The organism is Nonomuraea sp. NPDC049725, from assembly GCF_040674795.1.
In the GTDB taxonomy this organism is placed as follows: Bacteria; Actinomycetota; Actinomycetes; order Streptosporangiales; family Streptosporangiaceae; genus Nonomuraea; species Nonomuraea ceibae.
Genome location: NZ_JBFANJ010000006.1, coordinates 336,421 through 356,167, shown reverse-complemented (window position 1 = coordinate 356,167; position 19,747 = coordinate 336,421). Strand labels below are relative to the sequence as shown.

The following is a 19,747-nucleotide window of genomic DNA, read 5'->3' as shown; positions in this document are numbered from 1 at the left end:
GCGCGTCTTAACCTAGGTGGGTGCCGACCCACGTCTCTGTTGACCACCCCTTGCTCGATGGCCTCAACCCGCAGCAGCGCGAGGCCGTGATCCACCATGGCAGCCCCCTGCTGATCGTGGCGGGGGCGGGATCGGGAAAGACGCGGGTGCTCACCCACCGCATCGCCTACCTGCTGGCCGAACGCGACGTCCATCCGGGCGAGATCCTGGCGATCACCTTCACCAACAAGGCCGCCAAGGAGATGAAGGAGCGCATCGACAAGCTCGTCGGGCCGCGCTCGCGGGCGATGTGGGTGATGACGTTCCACAGCGCGTGCATGCGCATCCTGCGGCGCGAGGCCAAGCGGCTCGGCTTCCCCTCCAGCTTCTCCATCTACGACCAGGCCGACTCCCAGCGCCTCATGGCCATGGTCTGCCGCGAGATGGAGCTCGACCCCAAGCGCTATCCGCCCCGCTCGTTCTCCGCCCAGGTCAGCAACTTCAAGAACGAGCTGATCGACTACGAGACCGCGATCGAGCGCGCCGGCTCCCACCTGGAGAAGACGCTCGCCCAGGCCTACAAGAGCTACCAGCTCAAGCTCACCGAGGCCGGCGCGATGGACTTCGACGACATCATCATGAACACGGTGACGCTCTTCCAGCTCTTCCCCGAGGTGGCCGAGCACTACCGGATGCGCTTCCGCCACGTGCTCGTCGACGAGTACCAGGACACCAACCACGCCCAGTACATCCTGATCAGGGAGCTGGTCGGCCATCCCGAGGTGCGCACCGCCGACGGCGACGTGGTGCGGGCCGGGGCCGACATGTCCGAGCTGTGCGTGGTCGGCGACGCCGACCAGTCGATCTACGCCTTCCGCGGCGCGACGATCCGCAACATCCTGGAGTTCGAGCGCGACTATCCGAACGCGCGCACCATCCTGCTGGAGCAGAACTACCGCTCCACCCAGAACATCCTGGCCGCCGCCAACGCGGTCATCTCGCGCAACGAGTCGCGCAAGCCCAAGAACCTCTGGTCCGACCAGGGCGACGGCCCCAAGATCGTCGGTTACGTGGCCGACAACGAGCACGACGAGGCCGTCTTCGTCGCCCAGGAGGTCGACCGGCTCAGCGACGAGGAGGGCGTCAAGGCCGGCGACGTCGCGGTCTTCTACCGCACCAACGCCGCCTCCCGCGTGTTCGAGGAGATCTTCATCCGCACCGGCCTGCCCTACAAGGTCGTCGGCGGCGTGCGCTTCTACGAGCGCAAGGAGGTCAAGGACCTGCTGGCCTACCTGCGGCTGCTGGCCAACCCGCTCGACGTGGTGTCGCTGCGGCGCATCCTCAACGTGCCCAAGCGCGGCATCGGCGATCGGGCCGAGGCCATGGTCGAGGCGTTCGCGGCCCGCGAGCGGATCCCGTTCTGGGACGCGCTGCGGCGGGCCGACGAGGCGCCGGGCATGGCGACCCGCTCACTCAACGCGATCAGGGAGTTCGTCGCGCTCGTCGAGGAGCTGATCGTCAAGGGCGAGGGCATGCCGCCGTCGGCGCTGGCCGAGGAGGTGCTGGTGGCCACCGGCTACCGCGCCGAGCTGGAGGCGTCCGAAGACCCGCAGGACGAGTCGCGGCTGGAGAACCTCAACGAGCTCATCTCCGTGGCCTCCGAGTTCGAGGAGGCCAACCCGGAGGGCACGCTGGTGGAGTTCCTGGAGCAGGTGTCGCTGGTGGCCGACGCCGACCAGATCCCGGACGCCGACGGCGGGCAGGGCGTCGTGACGCTCATGACCCTGCACACGGCCAAGGGCCTGGAGTTCCCCGTGGTGTTCCTGACGGCGATGGAGGACGGCGTCTTCCCGCACATCCGCTCACTCGGCGAGCCGAAGGAGCTGGAGGAGGAGCGCCGCCTGGCCTACGTCGGCATCACCCGGGCCCAGCAGCGCCTCTACATCACCCGCGCCGCCGTGCGCAGCTCGTGGGGGGCGCCGTCGTTCAACCCGGCCTCCCGCTTCGTCAGCGAGGTGCCGGGCACGCTCATCGAGTGGCGTACGGATCCGAGCAAGTCGGCGTGGAGCGCGGCGACGCGCCGTGAGCCCACGCCCGCCGCCGCGCCGAAGAAGAGCGGCGGACGCGCGGTCCCGACGCTCAACCCCGGCGACCGGGTCACGCACGACGCCTTCGGGCTCGGCACGGTGGTGACGGTCGACGGGGTGGGCGACAGGACCAAGGTCAAGATCGACTTCGGCTCCGGCGGCGAGAAGACGCTGCTGCTGGCCTACGCGCCGCTGGAGAAGCTCTAGCCGAGACGGTCAGAGGGCGCTGCCCTGCTTCCACTGGGTCCAGTTGAGCTGCCAGTAGCTCCAGCCGTTGCGCCAGTCGAGCTTGCGCTTGGTGCCGGTGATCTTCACGACGTCACCGCGCTGGGCGATGTCGTAGAACCACTTGGCCCCGGCCGGGGTGGCGCGCACGCAGCCGTGGCTCTGGTTGGAGCGGCCGAGGAACTGGTAGTCGCCGTAGCTCTGGTGGACGTACTCGCCGCTGTCGGAGATGCGGACCGCCCACGGGATCTGCTCCTTGTAGTAGCGCGGGTCCTTGGGGTCGGTCACGCCCATCCACGACGAGGTCATGGTCTCCACGGCCTTCTTGCCCATGGTCAGGTGGACGCCGCTGGTGGTCAGGTAGACGTCGACGCCGTTCCTGATCAGCCCGCCCCGGCCGGCGCTGATCGGGATCTTCTTGGCCAGCCTGCCGTTGCGGTAGACCTTCATCACGTGCTTGCGGGTGTCGACGACGGAGATGTTCTGCGCGCCGACGGCGAAGCGGCGGCTGACGTTCCTGGCCGCCTGGTTGCCCGGGATCTCGCTGAGCAGGGCCTTGAAGAGCACCTTCTGGTTGGGCTTCCAGTAGGTCTTGGTGCGGTAGACGACCTTGTTGTCGGCGATCCACCGCCAGGCGCCCTCGACGGGCTTGTCGGCCTCGACCCGCAGCACCGACTCGGCCGCCGCGCGGTCGCGCACCTTGCGGTCGAAGGTCACGATGATGGGGAAGCCGACGCCCACCTTCTCCGACTTCTCGCCGAGCGGGGTGATGTCGGCGATGCCGAGCTTGACCTTCGGCGCGGCGGCCTGGGCGGGCACCGCCGGCGCCACGCAGAGGGCCGCGGCGACCAGGGCGGTCACGGCCGGCATCCGGGGGAAGAGCTTCACAGGTCGTACTCCTGGACTATGTGCTTGACGCGTTCCGTAGGTGTGACAGCTGAGGCTCGTGTTTCGCCGTCCAGGAGGGCGTCACGATGTCATAACGGTTCAATTTTGTACATTCCGGTGGCCGGCCGTGGGGTGCCACGGCCGGCCTCAGGACTTACTTGGTGGCGATGCCGTTGAGCTTGCCGAACTCCTCGACGGTCTCCTCGCCGCCCTCCTCCAGGTCGGTGGTGACCTGGTCGGCCGTCGGCGCCTTGATCGTCAGCTTGCCGCCCCAGCCGGTGAAGCGGGTGTCGACGCTCAGGCTCCCGCTGTCCATGGCCAGCGCGACCGCCGAGAACGTCGTCACCAGGCGCGTGGGCAGGCCCTTGGCGTCCACGGTGAGCCGCCAGGTGATCGGCGTCTTCAGCGTCTTGGCCGTGTCCTTCGCCCCCATCCTGGAAGCGCGGAACCACGCCGACGCCTTGCGCAGCTCACCGACGGTGATCTTGCCGGTGTAGCCGCCCGAGGTCGCCTTGGCGTTCTTGAACAGCGCCTTGAGCGTGGCCGGCTCCGCGATGTTCACGGGCTGGCCCAGCACGCCGAGAATGCCCGCGGGCGGGCCGTTCGGGGCCTTGTACCAGGTCTCGCCCTCCGGCAGCACGGTCGACCAGATGCCGCCCGACAGGTAGGACGTGGTGCCGATCCTGATCGTGCGCTCCGACTTGGTCATCGCCGCGAGCAGCGAGTCCTCCTCGGCGTCCAGGTCACTGGCGTTGATGGCCAGCTTGCCGGTGATGTCGGACGCGGCGATGCCCGACCGGCCGAACGCGAAGCTGCCGTGACGCCTGAGGAAGACGCCGCGCTGGCCGTCCTCGATCACGGTGGTGCGCTCGGTGAACTTCACGCCCTTGCCCGGGGCGACGTGCTTCTTGACCGCCGTCACCGGGTTCTTGGGCGCAGCGGCCTGGGCGGGCGTCGCCGTCACGAGGGCGGCGGCCGACGCCAATGCCAGGCCGGTGATGATGCGCTTCATGCGGATTCCTCTCGATTCCTGTAATCGTTCGTGCAGGGGCCCGGCGGGTCTCAGTCCTCGGACTTGGGAGCGACCTTGCCGGCGGGCGGCGCCTTGATCGTCACCTTCGCGCCCCAGCCCCTGTAGGTGGTGTCGTTCTTGACCGTGACCCCCTGCCAGCCGATGAGCCCCTCGGCGTCGTAGGAGGAGACCAGCCGCTGCGGAACGCCGCTACGGCTGACCGTGAGCCGCCAGTCGACCTCGGTCTTGGGCTCCATGTAGAGCGGGACGCTCATGCGGAACCACGGCGACACCTTCTTCAGCTGGTCGAACGTGATCGTGCCCTGGTAGCCGTTCGACGTGCGCTTGGCCTTGGCCAGCAGCTTCTTCAGCGTGGCGGGCTCGACCGGGTTGATCGGCTGGGAGAACCAGCTGCTCGACCCGGTGTGGTCGGACTTGCGCCAGGTCTTGCCCTTCGGCAGATTCTCGCGGTAGATCCCGCCCGACACGTACGCCGTCTTGCCGACGATGATCGTGCGGTCGTTCTTGAAGACGGACTCGCCTTCCTTGACCTGGTACGTCGCCGCCAGGTCGGCTGCCGCGATCTTGCCCTTGCCGAACATGATCCGGCCCGTGCGCTTCATGAACGGCTCCGGGCCGGTGGACTCGCGCACGAGCGTGGTGGTGTCGGTGAAGCTGACGCCCTTGCCCGCGACGAGCTGCTTCTTGACCGCCGCGAGGGGGTCCTTGGGCGCCGCCTGCGCGGGGGCGGCCACGGCGAGCGCGGCGGCCGAGGCCAGCGCGACGCCGGTGATGAGGCCCTTCACGCGGTTTACCGCTGGTCCAGCGAGTGGAGGCCCTTGCCGGGCAGCTCCGACGGCAGCTCGGTGTCCTTGCCCAGGTCGTGGAGGTCGACCCACTGCGACTCCGGCGGCGCGACGACCTTGACCTTGCCGCCCCAGCCCGTGTAGCGGCTCTCGGTGACGGCCCTGGTCTTGCCGAGCAGGCCGAAGTCCAGCGTGTAGTCGCTGACGACGCGCTTGATCAGGCCCTTGGAGTCGACGTCCAGCAGGTAGGAGATCTTGATCTTGCCGACGTTGCCGGTGATCTTGGCGCCGGTGAGCTTGCCCAGCTCCTTGGCCGTCAGTGCGCCGGCGTAGTCGCCCTTGACGACCTTGGCCTTGGCGACCAGGGCCTTGAGCAGCTTGGCGTCGAAGACGTCGATGACCTGCTCGGTGCCCGCGGCCTGGACGCCCTCGTAGCGCACCCACTTCTTGCCCTCGGGCAGCTCCTCGCTGAAGAGCCCGCCCTGCATGTAGGTGTCGCCGCCGACGCTGATGGCGCGCGCGTTGGAGATGCCGCGCAGCATCTCGGCCATCTCCGCCGATGCGCCCTTCGGGATCTTGACGCGGGTCGTGAGGTCGGAGGCGACCACTCCGGACTTGCCGAATTCGAGCACGCCGGTGGTCTTGCCGCTTCTGGTCTCTTTACCGTCGGTGAACGTCCGGTTCGTTTCTGAAACCCGAACGCCGTGGCCCGGCTTGAGCTGCTTCTGCAGCGCCTTGACCGGGTTGACGGGCGCGGCCTGCGCTGGTGCCGCCGTGACCAGCGTCGACATGGCGGCCACGGCCAGCCCGGCAATGATTCGCTTCATTGCGATCCTTTGACGTCGAGTTATTGAGGGGTATGGATCATGTCAATTGAAGATCACAGGTATATCTCGGCGAAACTGGTTATTAACGTCGAATCGGTGCACTTTCCGTGCAGCGTGCGCATCGGGGAAGTGAGATCACCGTCACATCGCGGGATATCTGCTACCCGATGACCTGGTCAGGTCAAGGTTGGGGCTAGGCTTCACTGGCGGAAAACGCCCGGCACGCACGGGGTGGACCGGGCCGTCGAACATCAGTCGGAAATGAGCAAGGACGGACCCTCGTGGACCTGTTCGAACATCAGGCGAAGGAGCTCTTCGCGGACTACGGCATCCCGGTGCCTCGCGGCATCGTCGCCCACACCGTGGAGGAAGTGCGGGCGGCAGCAGAGCAGCTGACCGGCCGTGTCGTCGTCAAGGCCCAGGTAAAGACCGGCGGACGCGGTAAGGCCGGCGGCGTGAAGGTGGCCGACGACGCCGCCGACGCCGTCGAGAAGGCCGGCGCGATCCTCGGCATGGACATCAAGGGCCACACGGTCCACAAGGTGCTCGTGGAGGAGGCCAGCGCGATCGCGGAGGAGTACTACTTCTCGTTCCTGCTCGACCGCGCCAACCGCACCTTCCTCGCGATCTGCTCCGCTGCGGGCGGCATGGACATCGAGGAGGTCGCCCACAGCACGCCCGAGAAGGTCGCCAAGGTGCCCGTCTCGGCGCTGACCGGCGTCGACCGGGCCAAGGCCCGCGACATCGCGATCGCCGGCGGCCTGCCGGAGAAGGCCCTCGACGGCGCCGCCGAGCTCATCGAGAAGCTCTGGTGCGCGTTCGTCGACGAGGACGCCACGCTGGTCGAGGTCAACCCGATGATCCTCGCGGCCGACGGGCAGGTGAAGGCGCTCGACGGCAAGGTCACGCTCGACGACAACGCCACCTTCCGCCAGGCCGACCACGAGGCCTTCGCCGACAAGGCGGCCGAGGACCCCCTGGAGGCCAAGGCCAAGGAGAAGGACCTCAACTACGTCAAGCTCGACGGCGACGTCGGCATCATCGGCAACGGCGCCGGCCTGGTCATGTCCACGCTCGACGTGGTCGCCTACGCCGGTGAGGCGTTCCCGGGCAAGCCGTCCCCGGCCAACTTCCTCGACATCGGCGGCGGCGCGTCCGCCGAGGTCATGGCGGCCGGCCTGGAGATCATCATGTCCGACCCGTCGGTCAAGTCGATCTTCGTGAACGTCTTCGGCGGCATCACCGCCTGCGACGCCGTCGCCAACGGCATCGTGTCGGCGTTCAAGCTCCTCGAAAGCCGCGGCGAGGCCGTCACGCACCCGCTGGTGGTCCGCCTCGACGGCAACAACGCCCAGCTCGGGCGGCAGATCCTGGCCGACGCCGCACTCCCGCGCGTCGAGCTGGTAGACACGATGGACGACGCGGCCAAGCGGGCCGCCGAGCTCGCTGCGGCAGGTGTGTGACACATGGCTATCTGGCTGACCGAGAACAGCAAGATCATCGTTCAGGGCATGACCGGCGGCGAGGGCACCAAGCACACCCGTCGCATGCTCGCCTCCGGCGCCCGCGTCGTGGGCGGCGTCAACGCCCGCAAGGCCGGCACCACGCACGAGGGCCTGCCCGTGTTCGGCACGGTCAAGGAGGCCATCGAGAAGACCCGCGCCGACGTGTCGGTCGTCTTCGTGCCCCCGGCGTTCACCAAGGACGCCGTCAAGGAGGCCATCGACGCCGAGATCCCGCTCTGCGTCGTCATCACCGAGGGCGTGCCGGTCCACGACTCCACCGAGTTCTGGGCGTACGCGGTCGCCAAGGGCAACAAGACCCGCATCATCGGCCCCAACTGCCCCGGCATCGCCTCGCCCGGCGCCTCCAACGCCGGCATCATCCCGGCCGACATCACCACCTCGGGCCGCATCGGCCTGGTGTCCAAGTCCGGCACGCTGACCTACCAGCTCATGTACGAGCTGCGTGACTTCGGCTTCTCCACGGCCGTGGGCATCGGCGGCGACCCGGTCATCGGGACCACCCACATCGACGCCCTCCAGGCGTTCCAGGAGGACCCGGGCACCGACGCGATCGTCATGATCGGCGAGATCGGCGGCGACGCCGAGGAGCGCGCGGCGGCCTACATCGGGGAGCACGTCACCAAGCCGGTCGTCGCCTACGTCGCGGGCTTCACCGCCCCCGAGGGCAAGACCATGGGCCACGCGGGCGCCATCGTGTCCGGCTCCGCGGGCACCGCCCAGGCCAAGAAGGAGGCCCTGGAGAAGGTCGGCGTCCGCGTCGGCAAGACCCCCTCCGAGACCGCTCGGCTGATGCGGGAGATCATGCAGTCCCGCTGAACTGCTTTCACGGCCGAAGCCCCGCGCGGTTGAGCGCGGGGCTTCCGCTTTTCCTGGGCGCCGCCCGGGGGCGCTCACGGCCGGTCGGTGACACGCCGGCCGGGTGGGCGAGGGCGCCCCGGCCGCCCTGTCCGGGGCTTTGGGGTCTCTTGATCTTGCCCTCGACGACTATTGATCTTGAAACGGCGCACAAACTGGGCGGGGGCGGCGCGTCAACCAAGCGCTGGTCGGGAAAGATTGAGAAAATCGCTTGTTGTGACGGCGATACTCGACCAGCTGCGGACCGCCCCCCGGTCGGTTCTCGGCAAGCTCCCCGGGGTCTCGAGTGACGATGACGAGACGCGCCGGCCACTGCCTGTGTCCGGGATGCTGGCCGCCGCGTGCACGCTGGGCGTCGGGCTGGCCGTGCTCACGACGCTCACGCTGGTCGGCTGGATCGCCGCGCCACGCGGCACGCTGGGCGACGGGCTGCCCGGGGTCTTCCGCACGGCGGCGCAGATCTGGCTGGCGGCCCACCACGCCGGGTTCGCCATCCCGGGCGGCCGGGTGGGGCTGCTGCCGATCGGCCTGATGGTGCTGCCCGCCGTGCTGCTGTACAAGGCGGGCCGGTGGATGGCCCGCGACGCCGACCTGCGGCTGCGGCTGCCGGCGCGGCTGCCGAAGAACAGCCCGCGCGAGAAGGCCGCTGCCCGGCGCCGCGCCCAGCTGCTGCTGGTGGCGCAGGCCGGTGTGTCGCTGGCGGCCCCGTACGCGCTGCTGGCGGGTCTGATCGCGCTCGTCACCAGCAACGAGATCACCCAGCCGTTCATCGGCGAGGCGCTGCTGAGCCACTTCCTGCTGGCGTTCGTGGTGGGCGCGGTGGCGACGGCGCGGACGATAGGACCGTGGCGGGCGATGCTGCGGCTGCTGCCGGAGCGGGTGCGGGCGCTGACGGTCGGCACGGCGGTGGCCACGGCGCTGCTCGTGCTGTCCGGGCTGGGCCTGGTGCTGGTCGCCGTGGCGCTCAACTTCGACCAGGTGCGCGAGCTGTCGAACGTGCTGTCGCCGGGGGTCGTGGGCGGGCTGCTGCTCCTGCTGGTGCAGGCGCTCTACCTGTTCAACGTGGTCATCTGGGCGTCGTCGTACATTGCCGGGCCGGGCTTCGCGATCGGCGCCGACACGCTGGTGGCGCCCACGGGCGTGCAGCTCGGCACGGTGCCGAGCCTGCCGCTGCTGGGCGCGCTGCCGGAGAGCGGGCCGGTGCCCGCGTGGATGATGGCGGTGATCGCGCTGCCGTTCGCGGCGGGCGCGGTGGCGGGCGTGGTCGTGGCCAGGATGTCGCCTTCTCCCGCGTACGAGGCCGCGCCGCTGTGGGGTTTCCTGACGGGCGTCACGTCAGGGCTGGTGGCGGGGCTGCTGGCGGCGCTGTCCGGGGGCCCGATCGGCGGCGGCCGGCTGACGGCCGTCGGGCCGTCGCCGTGGGAGGTGGCGCTGTCGGTCGCGCTGGAGGTCGGCGTGGCGGCGGGCATCTCCGCCGGGGTGACGAACCTGCTGCTGCTCAACCGCAAGGCCCGCGCGCCGCTGGACAAGGCGGCGGCGCCGGTGCGCAAGGCGGGAGCGGCGATCGCCCGGGCGGCGAGCAAGGTGGGGCTGGCCGAGGCCGACGCCCGCCCGCTGCCCGGTCACTGGATGGACGCCACGGAGGCCGACACCCAGCCGATCCCGGTCATCCGTGACGACTGGCAGGACGAGCACGCCTCGGCCGCGGCCGAGACGCTCTCGCAGGCGCGCCCGCGCCCGCCGATGGACCAGGCGGCGCCGGCGCGTCAGGACATCGTGGACGAGTCGGACGACCGGGGCGGCCACGTCATCTACGTCGACCCCTACGCCTGGGACCGCGACTAGGGCGTCGTGCCCAGGATCTCCAGCACGTCGGAGGGCAGCTTCTTCTCCGCCGCCTCCCTGAACTGCACGTAGCACTCACCCTGGGAGGACACGGTGCCCGCGCCCTTCAGACATTCCTGGTAGGCGGAGTGCTCGTCCATCAGATAGAGCTGCATGGCCGTGGCTCCGGCCGACAGCAGCAGTGCGACGGTCGAGACGGCGATGCCGCCCGCCGCCGCGCCTGTGGGCTTGCCCGCGTTTCGCAGCAGCGGGAGTGCGCGAATCCCCGCCACGAGCGCGAACACCGCCAGAACCAGGCCCGCCGCGGGCAGCATGATCGTCATCGCCAGCGCGGCGATGGACAACCAGATCGCCCGGCGGCCCGCGGACTCCGCGGGCTGCTGACCGGCTGGTGCTTGCACCGGTGTCGACACCTGACCTCCTCTGCGTCACCGTGACCGGGAACAGATACGCTGGCAGCCCCAACCCGGAATCCTCATGGGAGTGTGCGTGTCCAAGGCTGCGCGGCTCGTCGTCCTCGTCTCCGGCTCTGGAACAAACCTACAGGCCCTCCTGGACGCTTCCGCCGATCCGTCTTACGGAGCCCGGGTCGTGGCCGTCGGTGCGGACCGGGATGGCATCGAAGGACTGGCTAGAGCATCTCGCGCAGGTATACCCACTTTTGTCCGAAAGTTGGGCGATTACCCGTCCCGGGCCGCGTGGGATGCCGCGCTCGCGGCGGAGATCGCCGCCCACAAGCCGGACCTGGTCGTCTCGGCCGGCTTCATGAAGATCGTCGGAGCTCCGACCCTGGAGGAGTTCCCGCTGCTCAACACCCACCCCGCGCTGCTGCCGGCCTTCCCCGGCGCCCACGGGGTGCGTGACGCGCTGGCCCACGGGGTCAAGGTGACGGGATGCACGGTGATGCTGGCCGACGCCGGCGTCGACACCGGGCCGATCGTCGCGCAGGAGGCCGTGCCCGTGCTGCCCGCCGACGACGAGGCGACCCTGCACGAGCGCATCAAGACCGTCGAGCGCCGCCTGCTCGTCGACGTCGTCGGCCGGATGGCCCGCGAGGGCTGGACGGTCAGCGGACGCAGCGTCCGCATCGGTAACCCATCAGGAGGGGAAAGCACGTGACTCGCATCGCCATCCGGCGCGCTCTCATCGCCGTCTACGACAAGTCGGGGCTGGAGGAGCTGGCCAGAGCCCTGGACGGGGCGGGGGTGGAGATCGTCTCGACGGGCGGCACGGCGGCGGCCATCGCCTCCTACGGGATTCCGGTCACCAAGGTCGAGCAGCTCACCGGCTTCCCCGAGTGCCTCGACGGGCGGGTCAAGACCCTGCACCCGCGCGTGCACGCCGGCATGCTGGCCGACCTCAACAAGCCGCACCACGTGGCGCAGCTCGACGAGCTGGAGATCGACCCGTTCCAGCTCGTGGTGGTCAACCTCTACCCGTTCCAGCAGACGGTCGCCTCGGGCGCGTCCGACGCGGAGTGTGTGGAGCAGATCGACATCGGCGGGCCCGCGATGATCCGCGGCGCGGCCAAGAACCACAGCACCTGCGCGGTCGTGGTCGACCCCGCCGCCTACGGCGACGTGCTGGCCGCGCTCGACCACGGCGGCTTCACGCTCACCGAGCGCCGCCGGCTGGCGGGCGCCGCCTACGCCCACACCGCCGCCTACGACGTGGCCGTGGCGTCCTGGTTCGCCAACGGCTACGCCGAGCAGGAGACGTGGCCGCAGTTCATGGGCGCCACCTGGGAGCGCAAGAGCGCGCTGCGCTACGGCGAGAACCCGCACCAGGCCGCGGCCCTCTACAGCGCGGGCGGCGACGGCCTGGCCAACGCCGAGCAGCTGCACGGCAAGGAGATGTCCTACAACAACTACCTCGACGCCGACGCCGCCTGGCGCGCGGCCTGGGACTTCACCGGCCCGTGCGTCGCCATCATCAAGCACCAGAACCCGTGCGGCATCGCCGTCGGCGCCGACGTGGCCGAGGCCCACCGCAAGGCGCACGCCTGCGACCCCGTCTCCGCCTACGGCGGCGTGATCGCGGTCAACGGCGCGGTCACCGCCGAGCTGGCCAGGCAGATCGCCGAGGTGTTCACCGAGGTAGTGGTGGCGCCCTCCTACGAGCCCGAGGCGCTGGCCGTGCTCACGCAGAAGAAGAACATCCGCCTGCTGGTCTGCCCGAGCGGCCCGGTCAACCCGGCCGAGTTCCGCCGCATCGACGGCGGGCTGCTGGTGCAGCAGGTCGACCGGATCGACGCGGCCGGCGACGACCCGGCGACCTGGCAGCTCAAGGCGGGCGAGCCGGTGTCGCCGGCGGTGATGGCCGACCTGGTGTTCGCCTGGCGGGCGGCGCGTTCGGTCAAGTCCAACGCGATCCTGCTGGCCAGTGACCTGGCCACGGTGGGCGTCGGCATGGGCCAGGTCAACCGGGTCGACTCGTGCCGGCTGGCGGTGTCGCGCGCGGGGGAGCGGGCGGCGGGCTCGGTGGCCGCGTCCGACGCGTTCTTCCCGTTCGCCGACGGGCCGCAGGTGCTCATCGAGGCGGGCGTCAGGGCCATCGTCGAGCCGGGCGGCTCGGTGCGTGACCAGGAGGTCATCGAGGCCGTGGAGAAAGCGGGCGTGGCACTCTACTTCACCGGCACGCGGCACTTCTTCCACTGATGCCGAAAGGGTGGCCCGCCGGGGCGGGTCACCCAAAAGCGGGTCAAGCATCCGCATGGTGCGGTTAATCTGAGGGCTTCCGCCGCGTGATTGCTCCCCGGAGTCCCTTATGACACTGCTCGACGCATCCCTGCAGGCCCTCATCGCCGTGAACGGGTTCGCGACCAGCCCCTTCGTGCTCATCCTGCTCGCGTTCATCGGCGCCTACCTGGGCGGGCGGGTCGTCGAGCTCATCCCGTTCACCCGCCGGATCATCGAGCGGCGTGAGGCTCAGCTCGCCGAGCGCGAGTAGTCCCAGGCCAGTTTGGCGGCGCCGGCCAGCCCGGCCCGTACTCCCAGGGTGGTCGGCCGGACCCGCACCGCCCTGACGAACGCCAGCCCGCCGACGTCGTCGAGGGCCCGCGCCAGCGGCTCGAACAGCACCGGCCCGGCGCCCGACACCCCGCCGCCGACGACCACGGTGCTCACCTCGGCGGCGGCGGCCGTGGAGGCGATCATCCCGGCCAGCGCCGTGGCCCCCCGCTCGAAGGCGGCCACGGCGACCGGATCGCCGTCCGCCGCGTCGCGGGCGAGCATCCGCGCGTCCGGGCGTGCTGTCTCGGGGTGCTCCGCGCCGGGGCGCCAGCCGTTCTCCAGGGCCCAGCGGGTCATGTTGGGGCCGCTGGCGTAGCGCTCGACGCAGCCGCGCCCGCCGCACTCGCAGCGCTCGCCGTACGGGTCGACCGTCATGTGGCCGACGTGCCCGGCGTTGCCGGTGGGGCCGAGCAGCGGCCGCCCGCCGATGACGAGGCCGCCGCCGATTCCGGTGGAGACGACCACGCCCAGCAGCGCCGAGCTGCCGCGCCCGGCGCCGAGCCAGTGCTCGCCGAGCGCCATGCACTGGGCGTCGCCGGCGAGCACGGTGGGCAGCCCGGTCAGCGCCCGCACCTCGTCGCGCAGCGGGAAGCGCCGCCAGCTCGGCATGTTCACCGGGCTGACGGTGCCGCGGTCGAGCGGCCCGGCGCAGCCGATCCCCACGGCGACCGGCGCGGGCCCGTCGCCGGTCACCTCGTCGACGAGCCCGCCGAGCGCGGCCATGACCTGCTCGCCGGGCGTGGGCCGGGTGGCGGAACGCAGCACGGCGCCCTCCTCGTCCACCAGCGCGGCGGCGAGCTTGGTGCCTCCGATGTCGATGGCGAGTACGTACGTCATCGGCGTGCGGGCGGGCGGGGGTGAGCGGACATGACCACCTCTCGGGGGAGCGCGCAATTCCGGCGAAGGTCACCATATGCCGTCCAAAGTCCGATGACAACGATGTCATTCGGGTCGTGGACGCCCGGCAGCCGGAGCGTGGAAGGATTGACCGCATGAGCGCAGTGAGACTCGACGGCAAGGCGACGGCAGCGAAGATCAAGGCGGACCTGGCGGCCCGGGTGACCGCGCTCAAGGAGCGTGGCATCACGCCCGGCCTCGGCACCGTGCTGGTCGGCGACGACCCCGGCAGCCAGATCTACGTGGCGGGCAAGCACCGCGACTGCGCCGAGGTCGGCATCTCCTCCATCCGCGTCGACCTGCCCGCGACCGCCACCCAGGCCGACGTCGAGGCCGCCATCGATGAGCTCAACGCCTCGCCCTCCTGCACCGGCTACATCGTCCAGCTCCCGCTGCCCAAGCACCTCGACACGATGGCGCTGCTGGAGCGGATGGACCCGGCCAAGGACGCCGACGGCCTCCACCCGGTCAACCTCGGCCGCCTGGTCCACATGGTCGACGCGCCGCTCCCGTGCACGCCCCACGGCATCGTCCTGCTCCTGCAGCAGTACGGGGTGCCGATCAAGGGCGCCGAGGTCGCCGTGGTCGGCCGCGGCATCACCGTGGGCCGCTCGCTCGGCCTGCTGCTGACCCGCCGCAGCGAGAACGCGACCGTGACCCTCTGCCACACCGGCACCCAGGACCTGGCCGCGCACGTGCGCCGCGCCGACATCGTGGTGGCCGCGGCCGGCGTGCCCGACCTCATCACCGCCGACATGGTCAAGCCGGGCGCCGCCGTGCTCGACGTCGGCGTCTCCCGCGTCAACGGCAAGATCGCCGGCGACGTGGCGGCCGACGTGGACGACGTCGCCGGCTTCCTCACGCCCAACCCGGGCGGCGTCGGCCCGATGACCCGCGCCCTCCTGCTGTCCAACGTGGTGGAGGCCGCCGAGCGCACATCCGTCATCTGACGGACGCCACGGGCCGCCCACCGGCCCAGGATGGTCCTCAAAGCTCCTACCAGGGCATACGCCGGTAGGGAGGGAGGACCATGGAGCTCGAAGGACTGGTCGCCGCCGTCACCGGCGGCGCCGCCGGTCTCGGCGCCGCCATCGTCGACGGCCTGCGCGCACGCGGCGCCCAGGTCGTCTACGGCGACCTTCGCGACGACCGCCCGCCGTCGGCCGGCGCCCTCTACCACCCCCTGGACGTACGCGACCGCGACTCCTGGGACGACTTCGCCGAGACCGTCCGCGCCACCCACGGCCGGCTCGACATCCTCGTCAACAACGCCGGCGTCAGCGCCCGCAGCGGCCTGCTCGACACCGCCGACGACGACTGGGACCGGGTCCTGCGCACCAACCTGTGGGCGCCGTGGACCGGCATCCGCGCCTTCGCCGCCGAGCTGACCGCCAGCCCGTACGCCAGCGTCGTCAACATCGGCTCCGTCTACGGCCAGGTGCCGCCGCCCGGCCCGCCCTCGCCGCCCTCCTCCGTGGCCTACCAGGTCAGCAAGGCCGGGCTGCACATGCTCACCAGGACCGCGGCCGTCGAGCTGGCCGGCCGCGGCATCCGCGTCAACGCCGTGCTGCCCGGCGTGTTCGTCACGCCGCTGCTGCGGCAGCTCTCCGACGACCAGCTCAGGCCCCGGATCGAACGCGCCCCGATGGCCCGTCCGGGCGACCCCGCCGACGTGGCCGAGGCGGTCGCCTACCTGGCCTCGCCCCGCGCGTCGTTCGTCACCGGCGTCCTGCTGCCGGTCGACGGCGGCTACACCGCCTCATGACCCCCCCGAGAAGTGAGAGGTCGCGATGAGCGACAACAGCACCCTGAACCGGACCGGCGGCTCCATGCGCGCCGTCGTCGCCGGCTCCTTCGGCAACATCATGGAGAACTACGACAACCTGGTGTACGGCTACACCGCCGCCACACTGGGCAAGCTGTTCTTCCCCGAATCGGACGGTCTCGTCGGCACCCTCTACACGTTCGCGGTGTTCGCCGTCGGTTTCCTCATGCGCCCACTCGGCGCGATCACGTTCGGGCACGTCGGCGACAAGTTCGGCCGCCGGATCGCGCTGGTGGTCAGCGTGCTCCTGATGGGCGCGGCCACCACGCTGATCGGCCTGCTGCCCACGTACGAGAGCATCGGTGTGCTCGCGCCGCTGCTGCTGGTGGTCCTGCGGATGGTGCAGGGCTTCTCGGTGGCGGGCGAGTGGGCGGGCTCGGCGGCCTTCCTCGTCGAGTACGCCCCGGCGCGGCGGCGCGGCTTCTTCGGCAGCTTCAACCAGGTGTCCACGGCGGCCGGCTTCCTGCTCGCCTCCGGCGTGGTGGCGCTCAACTCCACGATCTTCACCGAGGAGCAGGTGCTCGCCTGGGCGTGGCGGATCCCGTTCCTGCTGTCGGCGCTGACGGCCGTGGCCGCGCTCTGGCTCCGGTACGGCCTGGACGAGACGCCGGCGTTCGCCGAGGAGCAGGAGAAGGGCGCGACGGCCAAGAGCCCGCTCAAGGAGGGGCTGCGCACCGAGTTCCCGAGCATCCTGCGCGGGTTCGGCTTCACCATGCTGTGGACGGTCGCGTACTTCTTCTTCCTCACCTACCTGCCGACCTGGCTGGCGGACGTGGCCGGGGTGGACCCGGGCGTGGCGCGGGCCTCCAACATCGTCGGGCTGGTCGTGCTGACCGTGTGCATCGCCTCGTTCGGCGCGCTGTCGGACCGGGTCGGGCGCAAGCCGCTGCTCATCGCGGCCGCCGCCGGGTTCCTGGTGCTGAGCTGGCCGGTCATGCTGCTGCTGCAGCACGGCGGCACGTTCGGCGTGTTCGCCGGGCAGATCGTCATCGCGGTCGTCCTGGCCATGTTCTCGGGACCCGGCCCGGCGGCGCTGTCGGAGATGTTCCCGACGAAGCTGCGGTATTCGACGATGTCCATCGGCTACAACTTCGCGGTCATGGCGTTCGGCGGCACGGCGCCGTTCGTGGCCACGGGCGCGATCCAGCTCACCGGGTCCGACATGTCGCCCGTGGTGCTGCCGATCGTCTCCGCGTTCGTCACGCTCCTCGTCGTGATCGGCATGCGGGAGACCGCCCACCGGCGCCTGCACTAGGAGGGAACCGACCATGAACCCACCCGTTGTCGCGGTCCAGGGCACCTACGAGGAGATGGGCGCCGAGCTCGGCCGCCGCACCGCCGCCCTGGTCGAGCAGAGCCTCGGCACCTACCTGCGCCGCTTCCGCGACCAGGCCGGGCTCGGCGACGCCGACGTGCGCCGCTGGGGCGCCACCTACCTGGAGGTCGCCAGGGACTACGACCCCCGCATCGCGCGGATGCTCGAAGGGCTCGCCGCCGGCGCGGGCCGGCCCGTCGAGCACATCACCGCGCTCAACGCGCGCACCGAGATGCTGTACGGGACCGGCTACCGGGACGAGGGATGCACCTCGGTCGCGGCCATCGGCAAGCACACCCGCGACGGCCACACGCTGCTCGCGCAGAACTGGGACTGGCACCCGGAGCAGGGCCCGGTCACGTTCCTGCTGGCCACCCGCGACACCGACGGGTTCGCGGTGCTGACGCTGGCCGAGGCCGGGATGCTGGCCAAGTCGGGACTCAACTCGGCGGGGCTCGGCGTGTGCGCGAACCTGCTGGTCTCCGACCGCGACACCGGGGGCGCCGGGGTGCCGTACCACTATCTGCTGCGCGGCGTGCTGCAGTCGCGCACGATGAGCGAGGCGCACCGCAAGGCGCTGGACGTGACGCGGATCTCCTCCGGCAACCTGCTCATCGCCGACGCCGGAGGCGAGGCGATCGACCTGGAGGTGGCGCCGGGCGTGTTCGGCGCGCTGCTGCCGGAGGGCGGGCTGATCACGCACTCCAACCACTTCCAGTGCCCGCTGCCGCTGACCGACAGGAAGGCGGCCACCTCGGCGCTCACGCTGCTGCGGCCGGCGCGGGCCCGCCACCTGCTGGAGGACGCCGCCGCCGCGCGCACGCTGGAACCGCGCGACCTCGTGGCCGCGCTGCGCGACCACTACTCCCACCCCGACAGCATCTGCCGGCACGCCGACCCGGAGGTCCCGGCCGCCGAGGTGGTGACGACCGTCTACTCGGTGCTGATGGACCTGAACCGGCGGGAGCTCAGCATCGCGCCGGAGCCGCCCTGTGCGCACCCGTACGAGCGGTGGCGGCTGGACGACGTGTTCGAGCCCGGCGCCGTACCCGAGGTCTGCTTCCCTGAGGAGGGCCATGTCTGAGAGCACGATCTGCCTGACGTTCGACTTCGACGCCATCTCGCTCTGGCTGGCGCGCGGGATGACGTCGCCGGGGCCGGTCTCGCGCGGCGAGTTCGGCGTGCACGCGATGCCGCGCATCCTAAAAGCGCTGGCCAGGCGCGGGATCACCGCGACGTTCTTCGTTCCCGGCCACACCGTCGACACCTATCCGGCCGAGTGCGCCGCCATCGCCGAGGCCGGGCACGAGATCGCCCTGCACGGCTACGCGCACGAGCCGGTGTCGAAGCTCGACCGGGCCGGTGAGCTCGCGGCGGCCGTGCGGGCCCGCGACTCCATCAGGAGGGTCACCGGCTACGAGCCCACCGGCAACCGGACGCCGAGCTGGGACTTCACCGCCTCGACCGTGGACGTGCTGCTGGAGCTCGGCTGCGAGTACGACTCCAGCCTGATGGGCACCGACTACACGCCCTACTACGCCAGGCGCGGCGACGTGGCCGACGCCGACGGGCCGTACCGGTTCGGGGAGCTGACGCCGCTGGTCGAGCTGCCGGTCTCCTGGTCGCTGGACGACTACCCGCAGTTCGAGTATCTGCGGACGGACACGGCGATCATGCCGGGGCTGCGCGATCCGGGCACGGTGTTCGGCAACTTCCTGGACGATGTGGACTACATGATCCGGGAGGAGCCGGGCGGCGTGTGCGTGCTGACGTTCCACCCGCAGGTGATCGGCCGGGGGCACCGGATGATCGGGCTGGAGCGCTTCCTCGACGCCTGCCTGGAACGGCCGCTGGCCTTCCGCACCTGCCAGGAGGTCGCCCGCGCCTTCCGCGCCGGGGACGGCTCGTGAGGTTCGCCGGCCGTACGGTGCTCGTGCTGGGCGCGGCGGGCGGGATCGGCGCGGCGGCCTGCGCGGCGCTGTCGCGCGAGGGCGCGCGGGTGGTCACCGCCGACGCGCCCGGGGCCGGCGCCGAACTGGCCGCCGACCTGGCCGAGCCGGGCGCCGCCGCGGCCGTGGTGCGGGAGGCCTGGCGGTCCCACGGCCCGCTGGACGCGCTGCTGCACGTGGCGGGGCTGTTCCCGGCGCGGCGGGCGCTGGAGTCGACCGAGGAGCTGTTCGACCGGGTCATGGCCGTCAACACCCGCTCGGCGCTGATGGCCGCCACCACGCTGGCCGGCCTGTGCGCGGGCCGCCCGGCCGCCGTCGTGTTCACCAGCTCGGGCGGCGCGGGCCGCCCGCGCCCCGGCACCACCGTCTACGCCGCATCCAAGGCCGCGCTGGAGGCCGTGACCCGCGGCCTCGCGCTGGAGCTGGGCCCGCTGGGCGTCCGGGTCAACGCCGTCGCCCCGGGCTTCGTCGACGTGGGCTCCGCGCTGAACCCGGTCCCGGCCGCCTACGTCGAGGCCGTCGCCGCCGGCAGCCCGGCCGGCCGCGTCGCCGGGCCCGGCGACATCGTGCCCAGCCTGCTGTGGCTCTGCTCCGGCGAGTCGGCCTGGGTCAACGGGCACGTGCTGGCCGCCGACGGCGGCGCCGGGCTCGGCTCACCGGCCGCGCCGTCATGGCTGAGCTGACCCGGCGCCGTGAACCG

General features: G+C 71.1%; 19 protein-coding genes. 13 read left to right on the top strand and 6 right to left on the bottom strand.

Annotation, left to right across the window (positions count from 1 at the left end; genetic code table 11):
* Window positions 1–50: 50 nt before the first annotated feature.
* A complete protein-coding gene (gene pcrA, locus AB0J53_RS18600) occupies window positions 51–2,273 on the top strand; it encodes a DNA helicase PcrA (protein WP_364173810.1) in 2,223 nt (740 codons plus the stop codon).
* A 9-nt stretch (window positions 2,274–2,282) separates the two neighbouring features.
* Here pcrA and AB0J53_RS18595 read toward each other — a convergent pair whose 3' ends face one another.
* The 4 genes from AB0J53_RS18595 to AB0J53_RS18580 form a co-directional block, all read right to left on the bottom strand.
* The gene (locus AB0J53_RS18595) at window positions 2,283–3,179 is read right to left on the bottom strand and encodes a L,D-transpeptidase (RefSeq protein WP_364173567.1); all 897 of its coding nucleotides are present in this window, start codon (window positions 3,177–3,179) and stop codon (window positions 2,283–2,285) included.
* A 154-nt stretch (window positions 3,180–3,333) separates the two neighbouring features.
* Window positions 3,334–4,191 carry a hypothetical protein gene (locus tag AB0J53_RS18590; RefSeq protein ID WP_364173564.1) on the bottom strand — a complete coding sequence of 286 codons (858 nt, stop codon included), beginning with the start codon at window positions 4,189–4,191 and terminating at the stop codon, window positions 3,334–3,336.
* 50 nt (window positions 4,192–4,241) lie between these two features.
* Window positions 4,242–4,997: a hypothetical protein gene (locus AB0J53_RS18585; RefSeq protein WP_364173561.1), complete on the bottom strand. Its 756-nt coding sequence runs from the start codon at window positions 4,995–4,997 to the stop codon at window positions 4,242–4,244.
* Window positions 4,998–5,002: 5 nt separating this feature from the next.
* Window positions 5,003–5,824 carry a hypothetical protein gene (locus tag AB0J53_RS18580; protein ID WP_364173558.1) on the bottom strand — a complete coding sequence of 274 codons (822 nt, stop codon included), beginning with the start codon at window positions 5,822–5,824 and terminating at the stop codon, window positions 5,003–5,005.
* A 281-nt stretch (window positions 5,825–6,105) separates the two neighbouring features.
* Here AB0J53_RS18580 and sucC point away from each other — a divergent pair, with 281 nt between their 5' ends.
* From sucC to AB0J53_RS18565, 3 genes are all read left to right on the top strand, one after another.
* Window positions 6,106–7,287: an ADP-forming succinate--CoA ligase subunit beta gene (sucC, locus tag AB0J53_RS18575; RefSeq protein WP_219500628.1), complete on the top strand. Its 1,182-nt coding sequence runs from the start codon at window positions 6,106–6,108 to the stop codon at window positions 7,285–7,287.
* 3 nt (window positions 7,288–7,290) lie between these two features.
* Complete coding sequence (gene sucD, locus AB0J53_RS18570; RefSeq protein ID WP_364173554.1) at window positions 7,291–8,166, top strand: succinate--CoA ligase subunit alpha; 876 nt, start codon at window positions 7,291–7,293, stop codon at window positions 8,164–8,166.
* A gap of 366 nt (window positions 8,167–8,532) precedes the next feature.
* Window positions 8,533–10,050, top strand: coding sequence for a DUF6350 family protein (locus AB0J53_RS18565; protein WP_364173807.1), 1,518 nt, complete (start codon window positions 8,533–8,535; stop codon window positions 10,048–10,050).
* On the opposite strand, the gene AB0J53_RS18560 is transcribed toward AB0J53_RS18565, so the two are convergent.
* Window positions 10,047–10,463 (bottom strand): hypothetical protein, encoded by a 417-nt coding sequence (locus AB0J53_RS18560; protein ID WP_308125616.1) that lies wholly within the window; start codon window positions 10,461–10,463, stop codon window positions 10,047–10,049. The genes AB0J53_RS18565 and AB0J53_RS18560 overlap by 4 nt on opposite strands.
* Before the next feature lie 64 nt (window positions 10,464–10,527).
* Between AB0J53_RS18560 and purN the strand changes: the two genes are divergently transcribed.
* The 3 genes from purN (at window position 10,528) to AB0J53_RS18545 (ending at window position 12,999) form a co-directional block, all read left to right on the top strand.
* Window positions 10,528–11,169, top strand: coding sequence for a phosphoribosylglycinamide formyltransferase (purN, locus tag AB0J53_RS18555; RefSeq protein ID WP_219500630.1), 642 nt, complete (start codon window positions 10,528–10,530; stop codon window positions 11,167–11,169).
* A complete protein-coding gene (gene purH / locus AB0J53_RS18550; RefSeq protein WP_364173549.1) occupies window positions 11,166–12,707 on the top strand; it encodes a bifunctional phosphoribosylaminoimidazolecarboxamide formyltransferase/IMP cyclohydrolase in 1,542 nt (513 codons plus the stop codon). Before purN ends, purH begins: the two co-directional genes overlap by 4 nt.
* A 109-nt stretch (window positions 12,708–12,816) precedes the next feature.
* Window positions 12,817–12,999: a hypothetical protein gene (locus AB0J53_RS18545; RefSeq protein ID WP_364173547.1), complete on the top strand. Its 183-nt coding sequence runs from the start codon at window positions 12,817–12,819 to the stop codon at window positions 12,997–12,999.
* Here AB0J53_RS18545 and AB0J53_RS18540 read toward each other — a convergent pair.
* Window positions 12,978–13,898: an ROK family protein gene (locus AB0J53_RS18540; protein ID WP_364173544.1), complete on the bottom strand. Its 921-nt coding sequence runs from the start codon at window positions 13,896–13,898 to the stop codon at window positions 12,978–12,980. The genes AB0J53_RS18545 and AB0J53_RS18540 overlap by 22 nt on opposite strands.
* Window positions 13,899–14,053: 155 nt before the next feature.
* Here AB0J53_RS18540 and AB0J53_RS18535 point away from each other — a divergent pair, with 155 nt between their 5' ends.
* The 6 genes from AB0J53_RS18535 (at window position 14,054) to AB0J53_RS18510 (ending at window position 19,730) form a co-directional block, all read left to right on the top strand.
* Window positions 14,054–14,908: a bifunctional methylenetetrahydrofolate dehydrogenase/methenyltetrahydrofolate cyclohydrolase gene (locus AB0J53_RS18535; protein ID WP_357584293.1), complete on the top strand. Its 855-nt coding sequence runs from the start codon at window positions 14,054–14,056 to the stop codon at window positions 14,906–14,908.
* 80 nt (window positions 14,909–14,988) lie between these two features.
* Window positions 14,989–15,723, top strand: a complete 735-nt coding sequence (locus tag AB0J53_RS18530) for an SDR family oxidoreductase (protein WP_364173541.1) — start codon at window positions 14,989–14,991, stop codon at window positions 15,721–15,723.
* 25 nt (window positions 15,724–15,748) lie between these two features.
* Entirely contained in the window at window positions 15,749–17,038 is a 1,290-nt protein-coding gene (locus AB0J53_RS18525; protein ID WP_219500636.1) for an MFS transporter, read from the top strand.
* Window positions 17,039–17,051: 13 nt separating this feature from the next.
* The gene (locus AB0J53_RS18520; RefSeq protein WP_364173537.1) at window positions 17,052–18,182 is read left to right on the top strand and encodes a C45 family peptidase; all 1,131 of its coding nucleotides are present in this window, start codon (window positions 17,052–17,054) and stop codon (window positions 18,180–18,182) included.
* A complete protein-coding gene (locus AB0J53_RS18515; protein WP_364173534.1) occupies window positions 18,175–19,008 on the top strand; it encodes a polysaccharide deacetylase in 834 nt (277 codons plus the stop codon). Before AB0J53_RS18520 ends, AB0J53_RS18515 begins: the two co-directional genes overlap by 8 nt.
* Window positions 19,005–19,730 (top strand): SDR family oxidoreductase, encoded by a 726-nt coding sequence (locus AB0J53_RS18510; RefSeq protein ID WP_364173531.1) that lies wholly within the window; start codon window positions 19,005–19,007, stop codon window positions 19,728–19,730. The genes AB0J53_RS18515 and AB0J53_RS18510 overlap by 4 nt, the downstream gene beginning before the upstream one ends.
* Window positions 19,731–19,747: the final 17 nt, after the last annotated feature.